This is a genomic window from Streptomyces sp. NPDC002054, from assembly GCF_040296685.1.
Taxonomy (GTDB): Bacteria; Actinomycetota; Actinomycetes; order Streptomycetales; family Streptomycetaceae; genus Streptomyces.
This window is the reverse complement of record NZ_JBEOXT010000015.1, coordinates 60,453-82,175: the sequence shown is the minus strand read 5'-3', so window position 1 is coordinate 82,175 and position 21,723 is coordinate 60,453. Positions and strand designations below refer to the sequence as shown.

The window sequence follows — 21,723 nt, the reverse complement described above, 5'->3', positions numbered from 1 at the left end:
AATTCAAGCCACCTTCCGAGGAAATCCCGCCACCGACTCGGATGAAATATGCGCCAAAGAGGAGCGAACCGTGATAGGTGCGACATGTCCGATCCTGTCGGATTTGGTAAGGAAAACGGTAAATGATTGGTAGGAAACTACGAGTGAACGCCTGGATAATTGCTGTTGACATGGATGATCATCCTGCTTCATGATCACTAGGGAGGCAGGCCGGTGCCGCTCCGAGCGGGTCTCGGTGGATGCCGCCCGCTTATTCTTCGCTGCCTTTGGGTATGCGTTCCGCAGCGGTCTTCCGTGCTGCCGGTGATTCCCGATGCCGGGAATGCAGTCTCTTCTTTCCATGGCTCTCAGGGGGAAAGCCAGTGCGTCATTCCGCCATCATCGGCGAAGCCTTACCACTCAGCGGCAGGGTCCTGTCCGACCGTTCCGGGAAACGTCTCCTGTTCGGCACGGAACAAGGTCGCTACCTCGCCGTACGCAGCAGATGGAACGAGCGGATCGTCCCGCAGCCCTCGGCCCCGCCCTCCGTACGCCTCACGGCCCCGGAGGAACTCGCGGACGACCCGCTACACGATGCGCACTTACGTTACGGCGGGCCCGAGTCCTTCAGTGTCGACCTCCAGGGCATCGACGCGTTCCTCTTCGCCCGCGCCAAATACTTCCAGGACGCGACCGCACGGCAGACCGTGATCGCCCTGGGCATGGCGAAGCCGGACACCCGTTATCTCAGAGTCGGTGCGGCGGGCGCCCCTCCCACGGGTGACCACCCGGGCGGCGAGGTGCTGGAGCATTCGCTCCTCGGCGGCCCGCACCTGACCGGCGAGTCCTTCACGGCCAGCGGCTACCTGCCGCCGGGCGGCGAGTTCAGCGTGGCCACCCCGCTGACCGTGCCCACCTCGCCCCAGCTGCTGGAACGCCGCAGCGTCTACTCGCACACGGCCTTCCTCCCGCAGACCGACGGGCCGGCGCCCGGGAGCCATCTGCTGCGCCTCGAAGGCTCACCGGACGGGCTGAACGCCCTGGATGCCGTCAAGGAATTCGTCTCGGTCAACCGGATCGACTCCTATGCCGTCCGAATCTTTGTCCGTGTCACGGATGCCGACCGCCCCCCTCGCATCATCGGGCGGGTTCTGCGGCGCATTCCGCACCGGCGCCTGACCCATGTGCAGCAGGCCACGGACATCGCCTCGGAGCAGGAATTCACCCTGCTTCCCGGTCAGGAACTGCACTGCTACGGAACGTACTGGCCGCGAAGGTCCGTCGACTGGGAGAAACTGCGCGGCGGCAAACCCTACGAGCCTCGCGGCCACATCCACATGGAAGTCCGCGGGCAGTCCGCAGGGCCGCGGCAGCACGGCATCTCCCACCTCCGTGATCTCTTCGTCACCCCGGGCACGGAATGTCTCGTCCTCATCAACCCGATCCGTGACGTCGTCCGGATCGAGCCGGTAGTCCAGCGAGGGAGGAATCTCATGAGCAGATGTAGCGGGAGGCCCGTGGCGGACGATTTCAGCTTAAAATCGTGGAGCAGTATATCGTGACCCTGTCGACTCATACCGAACCGCAGCAGTCGTGGATCGTCCTCGATGTCGATCGCACGCTGATGAATACCACCGCCTGGTACCACGCCTGTGCTTCCCCGGGCCTCCTGCTCGACGAGCACGGCGTCCAGGAATTCCTCTCCCTCAATGACCGGGCATACGGTCCGCAGCCCACACTCTCCGATGTGGAATTCCGCCGACGGACCCTGGACCTGATCAATGCCTCCCCCCTCGGCCCCTGGACCGCGCAGCGGATGGAGGACGCCGGAGCGGCCGTCGCCGCCCGGCTCGCGCTCTACCCCGAGGTCGCCGGCTACCTGCGCCACCTGCACTACCGTCAGGACCCGGGCCTGCGCATCCTGTTCCTCAGCGCGGGATACCGGCCCTTCATCGCGGGTGTCGTCGAAGGCCTGCTCGCCCGGTGCCTCCTGACCGGGCTGCCGTACGAAGTCGCCGGATCCACGCTCGAGTTCGAGGCCGGACAGTGCCGGCTGGGCACCGTGGTCGACGGGGACCGCAAGGCCGACGCCGTGCGGAACCTGCTGGGTGCCGGTGCCCGGATCGAGCTGCTGGCGGACGACAGCTACCACGACCACGAGCTCTTCGACCTGGTCGAGCGGGCCGGCGGCCGTACCGTCCGCGTCGTACACGAGCGGGGAGCCCGTTCCAGCCGCAGCTGGCGGGAGTTCACGGCCACCCTCCCGGACGTCGAGAGCCAGGCACGGCTGACCACCGGTGCGGCCACCTACGCGCTGGCCGACCTGGACGAGGTCTTCGCCGGCCACGGGCACGCACTGGCGAACCTTCCCCCGGCGGACAACGGCATCGGCGTCGGCGCCGTGCCCCAGGACCTGTACCTCGGCGCGCTCGACGACCTGTGCCGTACGGCCACCGGCGACCCCGCCGAACGTGCACGTCTGCGCGAACTCCTGCTCGGACTCACCCAGTCCGCAGCGGACCGCGTCCTGCTGCGGGGCAGGCTCTTCCATCTCGCCGCCCCGCCCTACCTGTTCGCCGATCCCACCACCGGCCGCGAGCGGTGGACCGAGGCGCTGGACGTCTCGCTCGACTGCCTGCGGATCCTCGCCGACGGCGGGGTCCTCGCCGGCTGGGAAGCGTTACCCCGCGCACAGCGGTGGATCGTCGTCGGCGTCCTGGACCACCTGAAGAACGCCGCCACCCACGCCCTGGACGTGCTGGTCAAGTCCAACGTCGCCGACGATGCGCCGGACGCCCTCGACGACGAGGTCGAGCGGCTCGTCGAGGACTGCCATCTGGCCTACTGGAGCACCGTGTTCGACGCTCCGCAGGTGGCGGACGTCCTGGCTGCCGAAGGCTGGTCCGCCCTGCGCAGGGCCGTCGGCGAATGCACCGGCACACCCTTCGCGATGCGGGAGCTGGACGATCCGCGCGTGATCGCCGTCTCCGCGCTCTCGCTGGCCGGGCAGCTGGAGCAGAGCGGCGACTGGCCCGTCGGCCTGATCGACTTTCCGTCCGGGGCCCTGGACCTGGGGCTCGCCTTCCGGGTGATTGCCCGACTGACCCGGCCGGACAAGCCCGCCGTGGGCGTGGCCCACATGGCGTACTCGTCCAAGAACGCGATGCGCGGCCTGGCGGAGGACGGAGCGCCGAGCTTCGGCCACCTGATGTCCCGGGTGCCCAAGCACTTCCGGGAACGCATCCACGAGTGGCTGGACGGCGACGGAACCGTCGTCCTCTACGACAACAACGTCACCACCTTCGCCACGCTCGCCCACGTGAAGCGGCTCCTGGGCAGGCACGCCTCCGCACGCATCCGGGCCACCGTGGCCTGCGTCAACTACGAGAACATCGCCCGGCACCTGCGCGGGGCGGCGGCCGAGCCGTTGTGCGAGGGCTGGGAGGAGGTACTGGACCTGCGTCCGGTGGCCGACTACCTGACGGCCTTCGCCACCTGGGGTACGAGTGCCAAGACCCAGGCGCTCCACCGGATGTACGCAGCCCTGCCCGCGGCGGCCCCGCACCTGCCCGCCACCCTCGGCGACGGGCAGGACTGGCTCTTCAAGGTCTGCCGCGTGCACAACGCCGTCGACCTGGCCGCCGTGGTGCGCGCCGGGGCCAATGCGATCGGCGTGCACGCCGTCTCGCCCCGTGAGCCCGCCTACTTCCCGAGCCAGGCGCGCCACGTGCCGGTCCTGCCGCCGCCCGCGGCAGCGGCAGCGGCAGCGGTGGCGGACCTGCCGTTGGCGCACCACGAGACCGCCTCCGTCCGGGCGATGGCGGCTGCCCTGCCCGAAGGGCTCGTGGTGGCCGTCGTCATGGAGGACGTGCCCACGGCCGGCGACTGGCGCCGCATCCGGACGGAACTCGGCCTGCCCGCGTCGTCCGCACTGCAGCTCCAGTGCCGGGTGACGGCCGAGGAGATCGCCCTGCTGCGCCAGGCCGTGACCGGCGGGCTCATCTGCGCGATCGGCGCCGACCAGGCCGACTTCGCCGCGTACTTCCGGTTCCTGGACGGCCTGCTCGACCCGGCCACGGACCACATCCTGGTCGACTCCTCGGCCCACCAGCCGGATCTGATCACGGGGGCCCGGGACACGCCGGACGGCACCGCCTCCCCCCTGCCGCGGCCGACGGGCGACCCGCTCCCCGCCACGGCCATGCGCGGCAACCGGGTACCGGTCCTGGTCGCGGACGACGTCCCGGCCGACGTGCTGCTGGAACGGTGCCGCTCACTGCGGCGCCAAGGGGTGCGCGTGGCCGGCTGCGACACCCAGAACTCCGTCGAGGCACCCAAGCCGGCCCAGCGCTACCGGCTCGTCGGCTCCGCCGACGTCCAGGCACTGGTCCGCAAGTCGCCCGATCTGCTGGCCCCTTGGGCCACCGCTCTTGCCCACCACATGACGTCCGCCGCCCCGGCGGACACCAGTAAGTGAGGAACAACCACATGATTGTCTGCATCGGTGACGTGATGGTCGACGTGTTCTACGGTGACCGGGGAGAGCGCCGCCACCCCGGCGGCAAGGCATCGATCTACGCGGTGACCGCCCGCGCGCTGGGCACCCCGGCCGCGGTCATGGGCTGCACCGGGCCCGACGCGGACGGCGCAGCCATCCTGGAGACCCTGCGGAAGGCGGGCGCCGACGTCTCCACCGTCGTGGAGCTGGCGGGCGAGCAGACCGGCGCCGACTTCTTCGAGGAGCAGGGCTGGCGCATGGAGCGCGGCGCCAACTGGGCGCTGACCGCCCAGCACGTACGGGACGGGCTGTCCGCGCTGCACGCCGGCGGCACCGGGATCGACGCCGTCATCGTCAACCAGGGCATCTCGCTGGAAGCCTCGCAGGAAGCGGTCGCCTTTGCACACGAGCACGGCATCTTCCTCGTCCTGCACCTGGGCCCGGAGGCCATCGAGGAACGGCGCAAGGTGTCGGCGGAGTTCTACCCCCTCGCCGACGTGATCGTCGTCAGCCAGCGGGAGGCGGACGTGCTCGCCGAGCACCTCGCCCTGGACGTCGAGGGCATGGACGGCGTGCAGCTCGCGCGGACGCTGTTCGACGCCACCAACCCGCGCTGGGCCCTGCTGCTGTCCTGGGGAGTCGGGGGCGCCCAGCTGGTGGCCCGTACCGCCGACGGCGTGCAGGAGGCCGGGGTGCCGGCCAGCACCGGCCCGGACCACGTGGTGGAGAACTACATCGGGGCGAACGACACCGCCGTGTCCGCCTGGATCACCTGGCTCGCCCAGGGCGCCGCGGCCCCCGCCGAGCGCCCCTTCCCGGAGACCGTCGACCTGCTCGGCCGGGCCGTCGCGCTGGCCGCCGTCACGCTGGAGTACCCCGGTCCGCTCACCGCGGCCGTCGAAGCCCCCGAGCGGCTCGCCGCCCACCGCGGCTGAGGCCCACTGCCGGTTCCGTGCCACCCCCTCCGCACGGAACCGGCACCCGCGGTTGTCCGACCACGATTCCCGACCAGACTGGAGTACGCGTGCCGCTCGCCGTCTACGTCCTCGGCATGAGCGCCTTCGCGCTCGGGACCTCCGAGTTCATGCTCTCCGGACTGCTGCCGTTCGTCGCGGACGACCTCGGGGTCTCCATCTCCCAGGCCGGCCTGCTGGTGTCGGCGTTCGCGATCGGCATGGTCGTGGGGGCTCCGGTGCTGGCCGCCACGACCCTGCGCGTGCCGCGGCGCATCACCCTGGCCGGGCTGCTGCTGGTCTTCGCACTGGGCCACGCCGTCGGCGCCCTCACCTCGTCCTACGGCGTCCTGTTCGCCTCACGCATCGTCAGCGCCCTGGCCTGCGCCGGCTTCTGGGCGGTGGGCGCCGCCACGGCCGTCGGAATGGTTCCCGAGGACCGGCGCGGCCGGGCCATGGCGGTGCTCGTCGGCGGGCTCACCGTCGCGAACATCCTGGGCGTCCCCGCCGGTGCCTTCGTCGGCCAGCACGCGAGCTGGCGGGTCGCCTTCTGGGGCGTCGGAGCGATCGCCGTCCTGGCCGTCTTCGGGGTGCTCCGCTTCGTACCCGAGGGCTCCAACTCCCGCGGGTCCGGACCACGTCTGCGGGCCGAACTGCGCGCCTACCGGGACGGCGAGGTGTGGCTCGCCCTCGGCACGACGGCCCTGGTCTCGGCGGGAATCTTCTGCGCCTTCAGCTATCTGGCGCCCGTGCTCACCGAGGTCGCCGGGCTGTCCGCCGGCTCGGTGCCCTGGGTGCTCGCACTCTTCGGCATCGGCGCCTTCGCCGGGATCACGGTGGGCGGGCGGTTCACCGACCGCCATCCGTTCGCCGTGCTCAAGGCCGGGACCGGCGCGGTCGCCGTGCTCCTCGCCGTCCTCGCGCTGGCGCCGCGCGCCGGCTTGATCGTGCCGCTGGTGTTCCTGTTCGGCGTGGCCGGGTTCGCCATCAGCCCGGCGCTCAACGCCCGGGTGTACGGCCTGGCGGGCGAGGCCCCGACCCTCGCGGGGGCGACGAACGTGGCGGCGTTCAACGTCGGCAACACCGCCGGCCCGTGGTTCGGCGGCCTGCTGATCGACGCCGGGGCCGGCTACGCCGCCGTCGGCTGGGCGGGTGCCGCACTCAGCACGACGGCACTGGCCCTGGTGTTCCTCTCCCAGGCCGCGCGGCGGCGGGCCGCCGCCGAGCCGCCCGCCCACGCCGGCACCGGAGCCTGACACCTCATCCGTACTCCCACGGTTCCCCCACTCACGCGAGAAAGCGACGAGAACGCACCATGCACCAGCACCACTCCAGTCACGGCGTCGCACCCGGCACCGAGCGGCCCGGCAAGTTCCGCAAGGAGGGCCTGACGTTCAGCGATCTCCTCCTGCTGCCCGCCGAGTCCAACGTGGTTCCCGCACAGGTGGACACGCGCACCCGGCTGACGCCGAGGATCGAACTCGCCGTGCCGATCGTCGCCGCGGCCATGGACTCCGTCACCGAGGCGCCCATGGCCATCGCCCTCGCCCGCCTCGGCGGCATCGGCATCCTCCACCGCAACATGCCCGTCGCGCGGCAGGCCGCCGAGGTGGACCTGGTCAAGCGCACCCAGGCCGGCATGATCACCGCCCCGGTGTCCCTGCGGCCCGACGCCCGGGTCGCCGAAGCACGCGAGGTGATGAGCCACTTCCACATCTCCGGTGTCCCCGTGACCAACGAAGCAGGACGGCTCGTCGGCATCCTCACCAACCGCGACCTGCGGTTCGCCGGCGCCGCCGACCAGCCCGTACGGGAGGTCATGACCAGCCTCCCGCTGGTGACCGCCAAGGTCGGCACCACGCTGGAGGAGGCACGGCGGCTGCTGAGCACGCACCGGCTGGAGAAGCTGCCGATCGTCGACGAGGACGGCGTCCTCCAGGGGCTCATCACGGTCAAGGACATCCGCAAGAAGCAGGACCACCCCCACGCGTCCGTCGACGGGCAGGACCGCCTGCTGGTCGGCGCGGCGGTGGGCGTCGGCCCCGCCGCGGTGGAGCGGGCCGAGGCGCTGGTCGCGGCCGGGGTCGACGTCCTCGTCGTGGACACCGCGCACGGCCACTCCCAGGGAGTCCTCGACACCGTCAAGACGATCAAAAGCACCTGGGACGTCGAGGTCATCGGCGGCAACGTCGCGACCGCCGCCGCCACCGAGGCGCTCATCGGCGCGGGCGCCGACGGAGTGAAGGTCGGTATCGGCCCCGGCTCGATCTGCACCACGCGCATCGTCGCGGGCGTGGGCGTACCGCAGATCACCGCGGTCCACGACTGCGCCCTCGCCGCCGAGCGGCACGGCGCCACCATCATCTCCGACGGCGGCGTGCAGTACTCCGGCGACATCCCCAAGGCCATCGCGGCCGGCGCCGACACCGTGATGATGGGCAACGCCCTCGCCGGTGTCGACGAGGCACCGGGCGAGATCATCACCGTCGGAAACGAGCGGTACAAGACGTACCGCGCGATGGGGTCCCTCGCGGCCATGAAAGACCGTTCCTTCTCCAAGGACCGGTACTTCCAGGGCCATGTCACCGAGACCGAGAAGCTCGTCCCCGAAGGCGTCGAAGCACGGGTCCCCTACAAGGGCCCGCTGGCGGAGATCGTCCACCAACTCGTGGGCGGACTGCGCGCCGCCATGGGGTACTGCGGCACGCCCACGGTCCCCGAGCTCAAGGAGCGGGGCGAATTCGTGCGGATCACCTCGGCCGGGATGCGCGAGAGCCACCCGCACGACGTGACGATCACCGCGGAAGCGCCGAACTACCGTTACTGACCCGGCCGGACGCCCATGGCAAAATCAGCGGGTGCAGATCGGGATGCTGGGTCCATTCGAGGTGCGCACGGACGACGGCGGCCCGGTCGACGTGCCGGGTGCGCGGCTGCGCGGACTGCTGGTCGGCCTCGCGCTCAAGCCGGGCCATGCGGTCCCGAAGGCATCGCTCATCGACTGGATCTGGGGGGAGCACCCGCCCGCCGATGCGACGAACGCCCTGCAGCGCTTGGTCTCCCGGCTGCGGAAGGCACTTCCGGAGGGGGTGGTCGAGGGGCAGCCGGACGGCTACCGGCTGACGGTGGATCCCGACGCCGTCGACGCCGTCCGGTTCGAACGCCTCGTCCGCGGTACGGGTACGGGTACGGGCCAGGCCCGTGCCCGTACCGACGACGGTTCCCGGCGGGTGCGGCTGCTGCGCGAGGCCCTCGGGCTGTGGCGCGGCGAGGCCATGCAGGACGTCGGTCTGCAGGACAGCGCCGCGTTCGACGCCGCCGTCGCCCGGCTCGAGGGGCTGCGCCTGACCGCCACGGAGGAGCGGGCCGAGGCGGACGTCACCCTCGGGCGCGGTGCCGAGTTGGTCACGGAGCTGACCGACCTGGTGGCCGCACACCCGGTGCGGGAACGCCTCGTCGCCACGCTGATGCGCGCCCTCGTCGCGGCCGGTCGCGACAGCGAGGCCCTGCTGGTGTACCAGCGTACGAGGGAAGCCCTGGCCGACGCGCTGGGCGTCGACCCCTCTCCGGAGCTGGCCGCGCTGCACCTCGCACTGCTGCGGGGCGAGCCGGTCCACGGCGAGCCGCGACGGGGGGAAGCGAGCCGCAAGACCAACCTGCGCGCCGAGCTGACCACCTTCGTCGGCAGGGACGCCGATGTCGCCGCGGTCCGCGAGCTCATGGCCGGGCACCGGCTCACCACCGTGATCGGGCCGGGCGGCGCAGGCAAGACCAGGCTGGCCACGGAGACCGCGCGCACGCTGCTCGGCGATCTGCCGGACGGGGCCTGGCTGGTGGAGCTCGCCGCCATCGGCGCGGACGGCGACGTGGCCGACGTGGCCCAGTCGGCCCTCGCCGGGCTCGGCCTGCGGGACACCCTGCTCGGCGGGGCACCGAACGCGGAGCCGGCGGACCGGCTCATAGCCGCGATCCGCGAGCGCGAGGCGCTGCTGATCCTGGACAACTGCGAGCACCTCATCGAGTCCGCGGCGGTGTTCGCCCACCGGCTGCTCGGGGAGTGCCGGCGGCTGCGGATCCTGGCGACGAGCCGGGAGCCGCTCGGCATCACCGGGGAGGCGCTGTGGCCGGCCGAGCCGCTGGCCCTGCCGGACGGGGACGCTGGCCCGGCCGAGATCGAGTCCTCACCCGCCGTCCGGCTGATGCGGGACCGGGCCGGGGCGGTGCGGCCGGACCTCGCGGGCGACGCCCGGACGCTGGCGACGATGGTGCGCGTCTGCCGGGCGCTGGACGGGATGCCGCTCGCGATCGAACTGGCCGCGGCCCGGCTGCGTACGATGTCCATCGATCAGCTCGCCCACCGGCTCGACGACCGGTTCCGCCTGCTGACCGGCGGCAGCCGGACCGCGTTGCCGCGGCACAAGACACTGCGCGCGGTGGTGGACTGGAGCTGGGAGCTGCTCACCGACGCCGAGCGGACGGTGCTGCGGAGGCTCTCGGTGTTCTCCGGCGGAGCGAGTCTGGAAGCGGCCGAACGGGTCTGCGCGGGCGGCGGCGGTGACACAGTCGAGCAGGAGCAGGTGCTCGAACTGCTCACTGCGCTGACCGAGAAGTCGCTGCTGCGCGCCGAGGCCGACAGCGCCCCGCGCTACCGCATGATCGGCACGATCAAGGAGTACGCCCGGCAGCGGCTCGCGGAGGCGGGGGAATCGGAGTCGGCGCGCCACGCGCACCTCGCCTACTTCACCGAGCTCAGCGAGACCGCGGAGCCGCACCTGCGCCGTGCCGAGCAGCTGGAATGGCTGGCCACGCTCGAGGCCGAGCACGACAACATCGGTGCGGCGATGCGGGGCGCGCTCGCGGCGGGCGAGGCGCAGGCGGCGATGCGGCTTGCGGCGGGCACGGGCTGGTACTGGTGGCTCGGCGGGCACCGGACCGAGGGCATCGAGCTGCTCACCGCGGCCACCAGGACGCCCGGTGAGGTGCCCGACGACATCCGGGCCACGGTGTACGCGCTGGTCGTGCTGTTCGTGGGCGACGGGCGGGGCAGCGACGTACGCCAGGCGGAGGCGTGGATCCGCGAGGCGCAGCGGTTCAGCCGGCTCAGCGACGGCAGCCCCGACGGCCGGCGCCGCCACCCGGCTCTGGGGCTCGTTGCCCCGCTGGAACGCATGCTGCAAGCACCCGGTGCGTTCCTGACCGCGTTCGAATCGCTGCTCGATGACGAGGACCCCTGGGTGCGCGCGCTGGCCCGGCTGCACCTGGGCAAGAGCCGGATCATGCTCGGCCACCAGGGACGGGAAGCGGACGCACACCTGGAGAGCGCGCTCGCCGAGTTCCGGGCGCTCGGCGAGCGGTTCGGGATCTCGTTCGCCCTGACCGAGCTGGCGGACCGGGTCGCCGTGCGTGGCGAGTTCGCCGCTGCGTGCGCGTACTACGAGCAGGCGATCAGGGTGGTCACGGAGGTCGGTGCCGTCGAGGACGTCATCCGGGTGCGATCGCTGCAGGCACGGGTGTACCGGCTGCTCGGCGACGAGGACGCCTGTACGGCGGCCATCGCCGAGGCGCAGGGGTACGCGGGGCGGGTCACCTGGCCGAGCGCCCTGGTCGAGCTGGCCTTCGCGAAGGCGGAACTCGCCCGGTGGAGCGGCGACGCCGAGAAGGCGCACGTGCAACTCGGCGTCGCGACCGCCCTGTTGGGCGAGGAAGCGGAGGGGCCCTACTTCCGCGCGGAGACGCACGACCTGCTCGGCTATCTCGCCGACGACCTCGGCGAGGCCCGGGCGCACCGCGTGGCGGCCTGCGAGGCGGCGTCCCAAACGGGATACGCACCGCTGATCGCGCGGGTGCTGGTCGGGGTCGCGGACCTGGCGCTGCGCTACGACGAGCACGAGCAGGCCGCGCGGCTGCTCGCGGCGAGCACGGGCGTGCGCGGGCTGCCGGACCGCTCCCACCCGGACGCGGCCCGGATCGAGCAGAGCGCGCGGAGCCGCCTCGGCGACGCGAAGTTCGCCGAGGCGGCTCGTGAGGGGGAGCGGACCGACTGGTCCCGGTTGGTCGAGGTCACGCTCGCTTCTTGAACGTGGAGACCGCCCACACGTATCCGACGAGGGCGAACCCGACGCACCAGGCGAGGGCCGCGATCAGGTCCCCGCTCGCCGGGTTGCCCGCGAGGAGCCCGCGCAGCGTCTCGATGATCGGGGTGAAGGGCTGGTACTCGACGAACTGCCGCACGCCGGTCCCCATCGTGTCCGCGGGCACGAACGCGCTGCTCAGGAACGGCAGCATGATCAGCGGCACGGTGGCGATGCCCGCCGACTCCACAGTCTTGGCGGCCAGCCCCATGGCGACGGTGAGCCAGCTGGCCGCGAAGGCGAGCAGCAGGACGACTCCGATCACGCCGAGCCAGTCGAGGGCGCTCGCGGCCGGGTCGAACCCCATCAGGAAGGCCACCCCGACGATGGCCGCGCAGGCCACCAGGGCGCGCACCGTGGTGATGACGACGTGCCCGCTCAGAATGGCACCGCGGGAGACGTCCATGACCTTGAGGCGGTTGATGACGCCCTTGGTCATATCGGAGTTCACCTCCGTCGCGGTGGCTCCGAGGCCGTAGCTGACGGCCATCACCAGCAGGCCCGGTGTCACGTAGTCGATGTAGTCGACGCCGACGTCGAACCCGCCGCCGAGCACCTTGACGAACATGAGCATGAGGACGATCGGGAACAGGACCGCATTGAACATCGTGGTCGGGTTCCGCAGGGTGTGCTTCAGGTTGCGGCGCAACATGATCGCCGAATCGGCCAACGTCGTCGAGACAGCGCTCACTGTGCGATCGCCTCCTTGTTCGTGTCGTTGGTGTTGTCTGTGTGCTCGGTCAGGGCGAGGAACACGTCGTCGAGGTCGGGGGTGTGCATGGTCAGCTCGTCCGCCTCGATGCCGACCGAGTCCAGCCAGTCGAGGATGGCGCGCAGCTCGCGCTGGCTGCCGTCGCTGGGGATCTGCAATGAGAGGGACTCGTCGTCCGTGGTGACCTCGCGCAGCGCGGCGGCGGCGGACCGGTACGCGGCCGGGTCGCTGAACCGCAGCCGCACGTGGCCGCCGGGGATGAGCCGCTTCAGCTCCTCGGGGCTGCCCTGGGCGACCAGGCGGCCCTGGCTGAGCACCGCGATCCGGTCGGCGAGCTGGTCGGCTTCCTCGAGGTACTGGGTGGTGAGGAAGATGGTGGTGCCGCCGGCCACCAACTCGCGGACGATCTCCCACATGGTGCGCCGGCTGCGCGGGTCGAGACCCGTGGTCGGCTCGTCCAGGAAGATGATCTGCGGGTTGCCGACCAGTGTCATCGCCAGGTCCAGCTTCCGGCGCATACCGCCGGAGTAGGTCGCCGCCAACTTGTCCGCCGACTCCACCAGGTCGAACCGCTCCAGCAGCCGCGTGACCAGCTGGCCGGCGGAGCGCACGCGCTTCAGGTCCGCCATCAGCCGGAGGTTCTCCCGGCCCGACAGCAGCTCGTCCACCGCGGCGAACTGACCGGTCACGCCGATGACCGCGCGCACCTCCTTGGTCGCGGTCACCACGTCGTGCCCGGCGACCCGCGCCGTTCCGGCGTCGGCCTTCATCAACGTCGTCAGGACGTTCACCGTCGTCGTCTTGCCGGCCCCGTTGGGGCCGAGCAGGGAGAAGACCGATCCCGCGGGAACCTCGAAGTCGATGCCGTCGAGGACGACTTTGTCGCCGTATGCCTTGTGCAGCCCTGAAACCGCAATTGCCGAACTTTTCATGGCTTCACTGTCGCGACCGGGCCTGTCACCGAGGTGTCACGCCCCTGACACGGCCCCTGACACGGTCTCTGACACGGCGTTCGGGTCAGGAGGTCGTTCCCGCCTTGACCCACCCGTCGCCGCCGAGGGGGAACTCGTAGCCGGGCCGCCCGTTGTGGCCGCTGGTGCGGAACGGCTTGCCATTGTTGTCGATCTTGAGGGTGCCCTGGCGGGGACCGCTGGACCAGGACAGCTCCAGGTACCAGCTCACGTCGTACGCGGACGCGTCCGCCTTGATGTAGAACACCTCGGGCGTGGACTCGCTCACCATGAACGGGAAGTTCGGCTGCCCCGCCTCGGGTACGACGGCGGGGCGCGTGGCGTCGAGGGCCACGGTGAAGGAGCGGGTCGGTACCCCGGCGCCGCAGCCGACGCCCGGGTAGCCCATGGCGTAGTCGTTCCAGGCGAGCGGCGCACGCTTGCCGGCCATGCGGACGGTCAGGCTTTTCAGGACCACCGTCTCCTTGCCGGAGCCCTGAAGGGTGAGGGTGACGTACTGCTCGCCCGCGGACACTGCTCCGGACGCCGCCACCCACGCGGGCGCGTCCTGTTCCACGGGCGGCGGGCTCACCTGGGCCGGAGGTTTGTCGATCAGGTAGTGCTGGCCGCAGGGCGATTCCCAGGTGTAGGGCTGGGTGTTCACCTTCACCGGTGTACCGGTCTCGGTGTCGCCCCCGCGGCCGGCCGGGGCGGGGGCCGGGCTCGCGGCGGCCGTAGGGGCGCCGGTGCCGGCACTGGGGGTCGCGGTACCGGGGGCAGGGGGCGCGGAGGCCGAGGGTGATGCTCCGGACGGGGTCGCGGACGCCGCCTTGCCATCCGTACGTCCCGCTTCGCCGCTCCGGAGCGGCGCGGCGGCAGCGGGGCCGCTTCGGACGTCGGGGGCGTCGGCGTCCCGTGCCCACAGGCTCGCGCTGAGCGCGACCGCTCCGGCGACGGCGGCCACGCCGATCCCGGCGAGGACCGCCCGGCGGTTGCGTCGGCGCTCCTTCGGCACGGGCAGATCGGCCGGAAGCGTCGCGCGGGGCGCCGCCGAGCTCGCCGCGGACTCTTCCGTCGCGCTCGGCTCGGTCGCCTCCGCCGACTGCCGGGTCGCCTCGGCGGCTGTCGCCGCTGCTGCTTGGCCGGCTGCGGCCTTGGCCCCCGGCTCAACCCCCTTGCGCGGGCGGTTCGCGTCCGCCATCACCCAGCGCCGGTGCAGTTCGACGAGTTCCTCGGGCGATGCCTTGCAGAGGCGGGCGAGCCGTTCGACCGGGGCGTAATCCGTCGGGACGACATCGCCGGTGCAGTACCGGTGCAGCGTCGACGTGCTCATGTGGAGCCGTTTGGCGAGCGTTCCGTAGCTGTGCCCGGACCGGTCCTTCAACTCCCGCAACAGCCCGGCGAACCCGGCCTCGGCAGTGTCTTCCGACACTGATTCCTCCCACCCCGTGTCCCGTCCCGCATCCCAGGAACGGGTTGTTTCAGCAGCTCAGAGCCTGTTTCAGCGTCCCAGTATCCCTGATACCCCATCGGATGTGGCGGCTGGGACGGATCACCGCGCAGGCTGAGGCCATCCAAGCACACCGCTCCCTGCAGAGAAGGAACCCGCCATGTCCGCGCTCCGTGTCACCCCCACCTCCCGACGGCTCGCGAGTGCGGTCGCCGTCGCCCTCGCCGCGCTCGCCCTCACCGCCTGCCAGGACGGTACGGGCATCAAAGACGGGGGAGCGGCGGTGGCCTCGGGCTCCGCCGCGGCCACGCCCTCGACGACGGGTAACGCGAGCAAGGAGGGGGCGTCGGGCACCCCTGCCCCGGGCTCCGCGCCGACCACCGGCGGCACGAAGACCGGTACCGACCCGGCCAAGTCGAAGGGCTCGTCGGACCCGTCCGCCCCGGGCAACCGCGTCATGTGCAACGGCTCCAACACCGCCGTCACCGTCCAGCCGGTGTCCCGTCCGCTCAACCACATGCTGATCACCGTGAAGAACACCGGCTCGAAGCTCTGCGACCTGACGTACTACCCGGTGCTCCGCTTCGACGAGATGCAGTGGGCGCCGGCCGCGCGGAAGGAGACCCAGCCCCAGGCGGTGGTGTCCCTCGCGCCCGGCCAGTCGGGCTACGCAGCGGCCATGCTGTCGGCGGCCGACGGCAGCGGCGAGGGCGGGACGACCGGAAAGCGGCTCACGATCGCCTTCCAGGGCCGGACACCCAACAGCAGCGGCGGCGCGTCCGCCACCCCGTCCCTGCCGGCGAAGGGCCTCTACTACGACAGCTCGCTGACGGTCACCTACTGGCAGCAGGACATCAAGGACGCGCTCGGCTCGTGAGGCGTCGATGCTGGTGTCCGGGATCCAGGAGCCGTGGATCCCGGCGCGCCGGCCGCCTTCGCCACCACGGTCGACGGGTCAGAGCCAGCCGTTGCGGCGGAAGCCCCGGTGGATGACGAAGCAGGCGACGGCGATGATGCAGAGGACGAGTGGGTATCCGTAGGTCCAGCGGAGCTCTGGCATGTGGTCGAAGTTCATGCCGTACACGCCGCAGACCATGGTCGGCACGGCGATGATCGCGGCCCAGGCCGTGATCTTGCGCATGTCCTCGTTCTGGGCGACGGTCACCTGCGCGAGGTGGGCCTGGAGGATGGAGTCGAGCAGCGCGTCGTAGGAGGCGATCTGCTCGGTGGCCCGGGTCAGGTGGTCGGCCACGTCACGGAAGTAGGTGCGGATGTCCGGCTCGATGGCGGGCATGGGCTGGGTCGCGAGCTGCTGCAGCGGCCGGTCCAGCGGTGCCACGGCCCGCTTGAGTTCCAGTAGCTCCCGCTTGAGCTGGTAGATCCGGCCCGCGTCGCCCCGGCCGCTGTCGTCGCTGAAGACCGCGGTCTCCACGGCCTCGATATCGCTCTGCACCGCGTCCGTGACGGCCAGGTAGTCGTCGACCACATGGTCCGCTATGGCGTGCAGGACCGCCGCCGGACCCTTGGCGAGCTGCTCCGGCGTCGCTTCGAGAACCTCGCGCAGCGGGCCCAGGGAGCCGTGCCCGCCGTGCCGGATGGTGATGACGAAGTCGGTGCCGACGAAGGCCATGAGTTCGCCGGTGTCCACCACCTCGCTGGTGGCCGTCAGCTCCGTGTGCTCGACGTAGCGGACCGTCTTGAAGACCGCGAACAGCGTGTCGTCGTACCGCTCCACCTTGGGCCGCTGATGCGCGTGGACCGCGTCCTCGATCGCGAGCGGGTGCAGGCCGAACAGTTTCGCGAGGCCGGCGAACTCGTCCTGGTCCGGTTCGTGCAGACCGATCCAGACGAATCCGCCGCCCGACTTGCGGACTCTCCGCAGCGCCTCTTCGACCTCGCACTCGCCCTGCTGCCGCACGCCGTCGGCATAGACCACGCAGTTCACGACTGCGCTGCCCAGCGGCGACCGCGCCGGGTGGCTGAGGTCCACGGCACGCCGGTAGCTGCGGCGTACCGCCTGACGGATGTTGCTCAACATCGACACTGCGACTCCCTAGGCAGAACAGGGGCCAGTCTGCCACCCGTCCACCACACCCTTGCCGGTCTGCCATCATGGGCGAAACGGAACCTTGCTCCGACAGCCGACAGTGGTGCGGATCACGGAAGGAGCGTCGTGGTGAACGACGGGGGTCAGGGCGCGGGCAGCGCAGCCGGATCCAAGCGGAAGGACGCCCGGCGCAACCAGCAGACCCTGCTGGACGCCGCCGCCACGGTGTTCGTCACCTCGGGCGTGGACGCGCCGGTACGCGACATCGCGGCCGAGGCCGGCGTCGGGATGGGCACGATCTACCGCCACTTCCCCACCCGGGCGGACCTGATCATCGCCGTCTACCGCCACCAGGTCGACGCCTGCGCCGAAGCCGGGCCGGACCTGCTGGCGACCGGTCCGACCCCGCACGCCGCCCTCGGACGGTGGGTCGACCTCTTCGTCGATTTCCTGGTCACCAAGCACGGCCTCGCGGCGGCACTGCAGAGCGACAGTGCCGGATTCGAGACGCTGCACACCTACTTCCTCGACCGCCTCCTGCCGGTGTGCACCCAGCTCCTCGACGCTGCCGCCGACGCCGGTGAGATCCGCCCGGGTCTCGACGCCTACCAGCTCATGCGCGGCATCGGAAACCTCTGCATCGGCGCCGACAGCGACCCCCGCTACGACGCGCGCCGCATGGTCGCGCTCCTCGTCGCAGGCCTGCGCCAACCGTCCTGACGCGGGGCACAGCCGGCTGCACCGTCAGTAGCGCAGCGCCGTGCCCGTCTGCGCCGACACCGTGCCGGACAGTTTGTGCGTGCTGCGGGCGGTGCCCTGCCCCGTGCCCTTCCCGGGTACGTCCGAGACCGTCACGACCACCGTGTCGAGGAGCTTGCCGCTCTCGTCCTTGAACTCGACCTGCACCGCGAAGGACTTTGCCGCGTCGTCGGTGTTCCGTACCGTCACGGGGACCGTCGTGCGCCCGTCCCCGTCGGTGGCCACCGAGCCCAAGGACACCTGGTCCTTGGCATTGACCCCGCCCTTGACCTCGGCGAGCTTGTCCTTCGCGACGGCAGCGGCGGACTCTGCGGCCTTCGTGGCCTCGGCAGCGGCGGACGAGAGCGCCTCGCCGGCCGACTTCACCGCCGCCGCGGCGCTCGACACGGCGGCGGACGGGCTGCCGCCGCCGTCCGAACAGCCGGCGGCGCCGAGGGCCACCACCGACAGCACCGCACCTGCCGCACCACGCATCCACGCGACCGCCGCCACCATGCCTCCCAAGGGCTCCGGGCCTCCCAGCCAACGGTCCGGCGGCCCCGATGTCCACTGGACCGGGCATCCGGGTGAGGGCCGGGGGCGGTGGCGCGATGCCGGGTAGGCGTCAGGCATGAACACGTACGCGGGGAGTTCGGGGTGAAGCGACCACGCATGCTTGGTCTGGGCGGATGGCTTGGCCGCGTCAAGCAGCGAGCTGCCGGGATCGGCGAGCGTCGAGCGCAGTTGCAGGCCCAACGGGACGCCGAGGACGCTGCGGATGCCGCGGACACCGAGGACGCTGAGGGCGCCGAGGGCGCTGAGGGCGCCGAGGGCGCCGGAGCGTGGGCGGACGCGCTCCCCCCGGAGGCGGGCCGCGGTGATCGTCCCGGAGCGCGGGACCCCGTGGCGGCGGTGCCGTGGGGGGTGCGGGTGGCCGCGGAGGCCGGTTGGCGGTTCCTGGTGCTCGCTGCCGCCGTCTGGGTGCTCATGCGTGTGATCGAGGCGGTCCGGCTGGTTGTGCTCGCCTTCGTCGTCGCGCTCCTGGTCACCGCGCTGCTCCAGCCGACGGTTGCCCGGCTGCACCGCAGCGGACTGTCCCGCAGCGCGGCGACCGCGCTCACCGCGACCTGCGGATTCGTGCTGCTCGGGCTGGTCGGATGGTTCGTCGTCTGGCAGGTTCTCGACAACCTCGACAATCTCTCCGAACGGGTTCAGGAGGGAATCGGCGAACTCAAACAATGGCTGATCAACAGCCCGCTCCATGTCACGGAACAACAGATCAACGACATTGCCGACCGGCTGAGCGACACGATCGGCACCAGTACGAGTGAGATCACCTCCACCGGCCTCCAGGGCGTGACCGTGCTGGTGGAGGCGATCACCGGACTGCTGCTGGCCATGTTCGCCACCCTCTTCCTCCTCTACGACGGCAAGCGCATCTGGCTGTGGACGCTCAGGCTGGCCCCCGCAGACGCCAGGCCCGCGGTCGCCGGCGCCGGCCCGCGCGCCTGGCGGACGCTGACCGCCTACGTGCGCGGCACGCTGATCGTCGCAATGATCGACGCCGTCTTCATCGGCATCGGCATCTACTTCCTCGGTGTCCCGCTCGCCGTCCCCATCGCCGTGGTGGTCTTCCTGTCCTCCTTCGTGCCCCTCGTCGGCGCCGTCGTCTCCGGAGCCCTCGCGGTCGTGGTCGCGCTCGTCACCGAGGGGGTCTTCACCGCGCTGATGGCCCTGATGGTCGTCCTCCTGGTGCAGCAGATCGAAGGACACGTGCTCCAGCCGTTCATCCTGGGCCGGGCCGTGCGGGTCCACCCGCTGGCCGTCGTCCTGGCCGTGGCCACCGGAGGCATCGTCGCGGGAATCGGCGGGGCGGTCGTGGCTGTCCCGCTCGTCGCCGTGGGCAACACGGTGGTCGGTTACCTCAACGCCCACCCCGCCGCGAGCGGCGCCCTTCAGGGGCGAAAGCGCAGCGGGTGATCCGCCGGCACCTCCACAACCGCGATGCGCACGCCGTCGGGGTCGGCGATCCACATCTCGATCAGCCCCCACGGCTCGCGCTGCGGAGGCCGCAGCACCTCGGCGCCCCGGCCGCGCAGTTCCTCGTACGCCGCCTGCACGTCCGCGACCTGGAGCCACAACCGCAGCCCCGGCGCGGGCGGCGTCTCGGCGCGCCCCGAGACCTCGAGGAAGCCGCCGCCGAGGAAGTAGACCGTCCCGCGCTCGGGGCCGGTGCCGAACTCGCGGTAAACGGCGAGCCCCAGGGTGTCGCCGTAGAAGGCGCGCGAGCGCTCGGGATCCGTGGGGAGCAACAGAACCCTGCTGCCCAGTACGTGCACCATGCTCCCCACTCTCCCGCACGCGGTGCCCCCTCCGGGGCTCACGCGGCCGATCGCGCCGGGGCGGGGGAGCGGTTCCAGCGCATTCGGGACCAGGGGAGGGCGAGTTCGGCCCCGGTGGCCACCGTGCGCGGGGCCAGGTCCTCCAGCCGGGCGGCTCCGGTGTGCCGGGCGTAGACGGTGTCCACGTAGCGGTGGCCGGTGTCGGGGGCGATGAAGAGGACGGTCCGGCCGGGGCTGTGGTCGCGCTCCCAGCGGGCGGCGAGGTAGCCGGCCCCGGTGGAGAGCCCGGCGAAGAGGGCGTGCCGCCGGAGCAGGTCGAGGCTGCCGGCGCGGGCGGCGTCGAAGGAGATCCAGTGGAGGACGTCGTACAGCTCGTGTGCGACGTTCCGGAACGGAATGGAGCTGCCGATCCCGGCGATGATGATCTCGGGGTCACAGACGTGCTCGGCGCCGAAGGTGACGCTGCCGTACGGCTGTACGCCGACGAGTTCGACGCCGGGGTCCTCCTCCCGGAGGTACCGGGCGAGGGCTCCGGTCGAAGCGCCCGTCCCCACGCCGCCGACGATGGTCAGGGCCTCGGTGCCGGCCGACCGCCGGATGCGGTCGGCGATGGACCGGTAGCCGAGGTAGTGGATGTCGTCGTGGTACTGGCGCATCCAGTGGTACTCGGGGTGTTCGGCGAGGATTTCGTGGATGCGTTCGACCCGCCGCTTCTGGTCGAGCTTGAGGTCGTTGGAGGGCGGCATCTGCTCCAGTGTCGCCCCGAGTCCGATGAGCTGGGTCCGCAGGGTGCGGTCGACGGTGGTCGAGCCGACGATGTGGCATCGCATGCCGTAGCGGTGGCAGGCCAGGGCAAGGGCGTGGGCGTAGATGCCGCTGGAGCTGTCCAGCAGGGTGTCGCCGCGCCGGACGGTTCCGGTGTCGAGCAGGTGGCGGACCGCCGCGAGGGCGGACACCACCTTCATGGTCTCGAAGCGGAGGCAGACGAGCCGGTCGTCGAGGCGTATCAGGTCGGGTCGGCCGACCGACTCCGCGATGTGCTGGTCCATGGGGGAATTCCTTGGTCGTGGCGAGCGGGGTCAGGCGCTGGCGGTGGTGCGGTAGCGGTACAGCCGGGTGGGGTCGGCGCTGAACTGGGAGAAGGGGAACGGCTCCGCCGAGAGTGCGGTCACACCCGCGCCCAGGAAGGCGCGGGCGACGGCGCTCCCGCTCTGCGCGTACACGACGAGGGGGATCCCACGGGACCGGCAGCGGTCCAGGATCGTGTCGAAGGAGCCGTTGCCGAGGGTCATTCCGGTGGCGATGACGGCCTCCGCCTCGTCGAGGACCTGGTGCATGTCGTCCGTGACCGGGTCTCCCCATCGGGTGGTCTTCAGGTTGAAGTCGCAGGGCAGCGGTACGCCGCCGTGCTCGCGGATCGCGGCGACCAGCGGGTTGACGACACCGATGAGGCCGACCTTCGTGCCCGCCTCGATGTCCAGCAGCCCTGCGATCGCCCTGTCGCGGGCCGCGGCACGGACCTCCGGTGTGCCGGCCGGAAGGATGACGGCCTCGGCTTCTCCCGCGTCCGCGGCACTCGTGTGCGGGCGGGCCTCGGCGAGGTAGGCATCGAGCGCCGCCATGCGCAGCGGGCGGGGCGCCTCGCGCAGCAGGACGTCGAGCGGGGTGCCGGAGGCTTCGCGGCAGACGGCCGGGTCGATTTCGCCGGCTTCGAAGGCGCACCCTCCGAAGGAGCCGCCGAGGCGTACCAGGACATACTGGTTGAGGTAGGTGGTGTCGGCGCCGGCCAGGCGGGTGCCGTGGTGGATCCAGAACACGCTCGTCGCGACGAGTTCGGAGGGCAGCGGGCCGTGCTCACCGGCCAGCACCGACGCCGTCAGCGCGTCCACGGTCCGGATGGATGTGAGGGTCATGATGGGATTC

At 71.4% G+C, this 21,723-nt stretch carries 17 protein-coding genes; 9 read left to right on the top strand and 8 right to left on the bottom strand.

From position 1 onward, the window contains the following. Window positions 1-362: 362 nt before the first annotated feature. The 6 genes from ABT123_RS16300 to ABT123_RS16275 all read left to right on the top strand — a co-directional run bounded on the left by ABT123_RS16300 (window position 363) and on the right by ABT123_RS16275 (window position 11,507). On the top strand, window positions 363-1,541 hold the full coding sequence (locus tag ABT123_RS16300; protein WP_351314125.1) for a hypothetical protein: 1,179 nt from the start codon (window positions 363-365) through the stop codon (window positions 1,539-1,541). Then, window positions 1,523-4,456 (top strand): hypothetical protein, encoded by a 2,934-nt coding sequence (locus tag ABT123_RS16295; protein ID WP_351314122.1) that lies wholly within the window; start codon window positions 1,523-1,525, stop codon window positions 4,454-4,456. The genes ABT123_RS16300 and ABT123_RS16295 overlap by 19 nt, the downstream gene beginning before the upstream one ends. An 11-nt stretch (window positions 4,457-4,467) precedes the next feature. After that, the gene (locus ABT123_RS16290; RefSeq protein WP_351314119.1) at window positions 4,468-5,412 is read left to right on the top strand and encodes a carbohydrate kinase family protein; all 945 of its coding nucleotides are present in this window, start codon (window positions 4,468-4,470) and stop codon (window positions 5,410-5,412) included. A gap of 89 nt (window positions 5,413-5,501) precedes the next feature. Then, window positions 5,502-6,686: a Cmx/CmrA family chloramphenicol efflux MFS transporter gene (locus ABT123_RS16285; protein WP_351314117.1), complete on the top strand. Its 1,185-nt coding sequence runs from the start codon at window positions 5,502-5,504 to the stop codon at window positions 6,684-6,686. 59 nt (window positions 6,687-6,745) lie between these two features. After that, window positions 6,746-8,257, top strand: coding sequence for an IMP dehydrogenase (gene guaB, locus ABT123_RS16280; protein WP_351314114.1), 1,512 nt, complete (start codon window positions 6,746-6,748; stop codon window positions 8,255-8,257). 31 nt (window positions 8,258-8,288) lie between these two features. Next, entirely contained in the window at window positions 8,289-11,507 is a 3,219-nt protein-coding gene (locus ABT123_RS16275) for an ATP-binding protein (RefSeq protein ID WP_351314111.1), read from the top strand. On the opposite strand, the gene ABT123_RS16270 is transcribed toward ABT123_RS16275, so the two are convergent. From ABT123_RS16270 to ABT123_RS16260, 3 genes are all read right to left on the bottom strand, one after another. Beyond that, window positions 11,491-12,252 (bottom strand): ABC transporter permease, encoded by a 762-nt coding sequence (locus tag ABT123_RS16270; RefSeq protein ID WP_351314108.1) that lies wholly within the window; start codon window positions 12,250-12,252, stop codon window positions 11,491-11,493. The two genes, ABT123_RS16275 and ABT123_RS16270, sit on opposite strands and share 17 nt — an antisense overlap. Beyond that, complete coding sequence (locus tag ABT123_RS16265; protein ID WP_351314105.1) at window positions 12,249-13,205, bottom strand: ATP-binding cassette domain-containing protein; 957 nt, start codon at window positions 13,203-13,205, stop codon at window positions 12,249-12,251. The genes ABT123_RS16270 and ABT123_RS16265 overlap by 4 nt, the downstream gene beginning before the upstream one ends. A gap of 85 nt (window positions 13,206-13,290) precedes the next feature. Continuing rightward, complete coding sequence (locus ABT123_RS16260) at window positions 13,291-14,655, bottom strand: helix-turn-helix domain-containing protein (protein WP_351314102.1); 1,365 nt, start codon at window positions 14,653-14,655, stop codon at window positions 13,291-13,293. Between the two features lie 178 nt (window positions 14,656-14,833). Here ABT123_RS16260 and ABT123_RS16255 point away from each other — a divergent pair, with 178 nt between their 5' ends. After that, complete coding sequence (locus tag ABT123_RS16255) at window positions 14,834-15,550, top strand: DUF4232 domain-containing protein (protein WP_351314099.1); 717 nt, start codon at window positions 14,834-14,836, stop codon at window positions 15,548-15,550. A 78-nt stretch (window positions 15,551-15,628) separates the two neighbouring features. Here the strand turns inward: ABT123_RS16255 and corA are convergent, their stop codons facing one another. Beyond that, complete coding sequence (gene corA, locus ABT123_RS16250; RefSeq protein WP_351314096.1) at window positions 15,629-16,711, bottom strand: magnesium/cobalt transporter CorA; 1,083 nt, start codon at window positions 16,709-16,711, stop codon at window positions 15,629-15,631. Between the two features lie 138 nt (window positions 16,712-16,849). On the opposite strand from corA, the gene ABT123_RS16245 reads away from it, so the two are divergent. Beyond that, window positions 16,850-17,440 (top strand): TetR/AcrR family transcriptional regulator, encoded by a 591-nt coding sequence (locus ABT123_RS16245; RefSeq protein WP_351314093.1) that lies wholly within the window; start codon window positions 16,850-16,852, stop codon window positions 17,438-17,440. Between the two features lie 24 nt (window positions 17,441-17,464). On the opposite strand, the gene ABT123_RS16240 is transcribed toward ABT123_RS16245, so the two are convergent. Further along, the gene (locus tag ABT123_RS16240; protein ID WP_351314090.1) at window positions 17,465-17,974 is read right to left on the bottom strand and encodes a hypothetical protein; all 510 of its coding nucleotides are present in this window, start codon (window positions 17,972-17,974) and stop codon (window positions 17,465-17,467) included. A gap of 156 nt (window positions 17,975-18,130) precedes the next feature. Here ABT123_RS16240 and ABT123_RS16235 point away from each other — a divergent pair, with 156 nt between their 5' ends. Further along, complete coding sequence (locus ABT123_RS16235) at window positions 18,131-19,438, top strand: AI-2E family transporter (RefSeq protein ID WP_351314362.1); 1,308 nt, start codon at window positions 18,131-18,133, stop codon at window positions 19,436-19,438. Here the strand turns inward: ABT123_RS16235 and ABT123_RS16230 are convergent. Genes ABT123_RS16230 through ABT123_RS16220 form a run of 3 tightly spaced genes read right to left on the bottom strand, consistent with a single transcriptional unit; the run spans window position 19,414 to window position 21,713 of the window. Beyond that, entirely contained in the window at window positions 19,414-19,800 is a 387-nt protein-coding gene (locus ABT123_RS16230) for a VOC family protein (protein ID WP_351314087.1), read from the bottom strand. The genes ABT123_RS16235 and ABT123_RS16230 overlap by 25 nt on opposite strands. A 38-nt stretch (window positions 19,801-19,838) precedes the next feature. Next, complete coding sequence (locus tag ABT123_RS16225; protein ID WP_351314084.1) at window positions 19,839-20,849, bottom strand: pyridoxal-phosphate dependent enzyme; 1,011 nt, start codon at window positions 20,847-20,849, stop codon at window positions 19,839-19,841. 30 nt (window positions 20,850-20,879) lie between these two features. Next, entirely contained in the window at window positions 20,880-21,713 is an 834-nt protein-coding gene (locus tag ABT123_RS16220) for a Rossmann-like domain-containing protein (protein WP_351314081.1), read from the bottom strand. Window positions 21,714-21,723: the final 10 nt, after the last annotated feature.

Coding starts and splice junctions, on each gene's coding strand:
- ABT123_RS16235 (WP_351314362.1), top strand. CDS start 18,131: ATGCTTGGTCTGGGCGGATGGCTTGGCCGCGTCAAGCAGCGAGCTGCC.
- ABT123_RS16240 (WP_351314090.1), bottom strand. CDS start 17,974: ATGGTGGCGGCGGTCGCGTGGATGCGTGGTGCGGCAGGTGCGGTGCTG.
- guaB (WP_351314114.1), top strand. CDS start 6,746: ATGCACCAGCACCACTCCAGTCACGGCGTCGCACCCGGCACCGAGCGG.
- ABT123_RS16290 (WP_351314119.1), top strand. CDS start 4,468: ATGATTGTCTGCATCGGTGACGTGATGGTCGACGTGTTCTACGGTGAC.
- corA (WP_351314096.1), bottom strand. CDS start 16,711: ATGTTGAGCAACATCCGTCAGGCGGTACGCCGCAGCTACCGGCGTGCC.
- ABT123_RS16265 (WP_351314105.1), bottom strand. CDS start 13,205: ATGAAAAGTTCGGCAATTGCGGTTTCAGGGCTGCACAAGGCATACGGC.
- ABT123_RS16255 (WP_351314099.1), top strand. CDS start 14,834: ATGTCCGCGCTCCGTGTCACCCCCACCTCCCGACGGCTCGCGAGTGCG.
- ABT123_RS16220 (WP_351314081.1), bottom strand. CDS start 21,713: ATGACCCTCACATCCATCCGGACCGTGGACGCGCTGACGGCGTCGGTG.
- ABT123_RS16230 (WP_351314087.1), bottom strand. CDS start 19,800: ATGGTGCACGTACTGGGCAGCAGGGTTCTGTTGCTCCCCACGGATCCC.
- ABT123_RS16225 (WP_351314084.1), bottom strand. CDS start 20,849: ATGGACCAGCACATCGCGGAGTCGGTCGGCCGACCCGACCTGATACGC.